We start from the raw sequence: 1,235 nt of genomic DNA, 5'->3' as shown, positions 1-1,235 counted from the left end.
GTCTTCTCCGGCGTCGCGTTCCTGACCGGCCTGGTGCTGGAGTGGGCGGGGCTGGAGGTCCCGGCGCTGGTGCTGTTCTGGATCGGTCTGCTGTCGGGCGCGTCGACCTTCACCCCGGGCGCGATCCGGAAGCTGTTCAAGGGCAAGCTCGGCATCGGCCTGCTGATGACGATCAGCGCGGTCGGCGCGGTGATCCTCGGGTATGTCGAGGAGGCCGCCGCCCTGGCGTTCCTGTACTCGATCGCTGAGGCGCTGGAGGACAAGGCGATGGACCGTGCCCGCGGCGGGCTGCGGGCGCTGCTCAAGCTCGTCCCGGAGACCGCGACCATCCGCCGCGACGGAGCATCGGTCGAGGTCCCGGCGAAGGACCTGGCTGTCGGTCAGCTGATGCTGGTGCGGCCGGGTGAGCGGATCGCGACCGACGGCATCGTCCGCACGGGACGCTCCAGCCTGGATACGTCCGCGATCACTGGCGAGTCGATCCCGGTCGAAGTCGAACCCGGCGACACCGTCTCCGCGGGCGCGATCAACACCGCTGGGGCGCTCGAGGTCGAGACGACCGCGGCGGGCACCGACAACTCGCTGACCACGATCGTCGACCTGGTGGAGAAGGCGCAGGCAGAGAAGGGCGACCGCGCCCGCCTCGCCGACCGCATCGCCCGGCCCCTCGTCCCGGGCGTGCTGATCCTCGCCGCCCTCGTCGCGATCATCGGGTCGCTGCTCGGCGACCCGGAGCTGTGGATCACCCGCGCCCTCGTCGTGCTCGTGGCGGCATCTCCCTGCGCGCTGGCGATCTCGGTGCCGCTGACCGTGGTGGCCGCGATCGGGTCGGCGAGCAAGTTCGGCGTGATCATCAAGTCCGGGGCCGTGTTCGAACGGTTCGGCGTGATCCGCCACGTCGCCGTCGACAAGACCGGCACCCTGACCCGCAACGAGCCCGCCGTCACCGCCGTCCTCACCGCCGAGGGCGTGACCGAGAAGCAGGCGCTGGCCTGGGCCGCCGCGCTCGAGCAGCACAGCACCCACCCCCTTGCGGCCGCGATCACCGCCGCGGCCCCCGGGGCCCCCGCGGCTGACGGTGTGACCGAGCAGGCCGGGCACGGCATCGAGGGAACCCTCGACGGTGCGCGGATCACGGTCGGCAGCCCGCGCTGGCTCGACGCCGGGACGCTCGGCGAGCAGGTTGCTGGGCTGGAGGAGCAGGGCATGACGGTCGTGATCGTGCACCGCGACGG

1 protein-coding gene is annotated in these 1,235 nt (G+C 72.1%); it reads left to right on the top strand.

The features are described 5' to 3' along the window. Positions 1-1,235: heavy metal translocating P-type ATPase (locus FH969_RS14975; protein ID WP_139988007.1), on the top strand; the 1,235-nt coding region annotated here is incomplete at both ends.

Origin of the sequence: Miniimonas arenae, from assembly GCF_006351005.1 — a bacterium.
GTDB classification, from domain to species: Bacteria; Actinomycetota; Actinomycetes; order Actinomycetales; family Beutenbergiaceae; genus Miniimonas; species Miniimonas arenae.
Note: the sequence above shows the minus strand (reverse complement) of the source record. Positions and strands in the feature narration are given on the sequence as shown.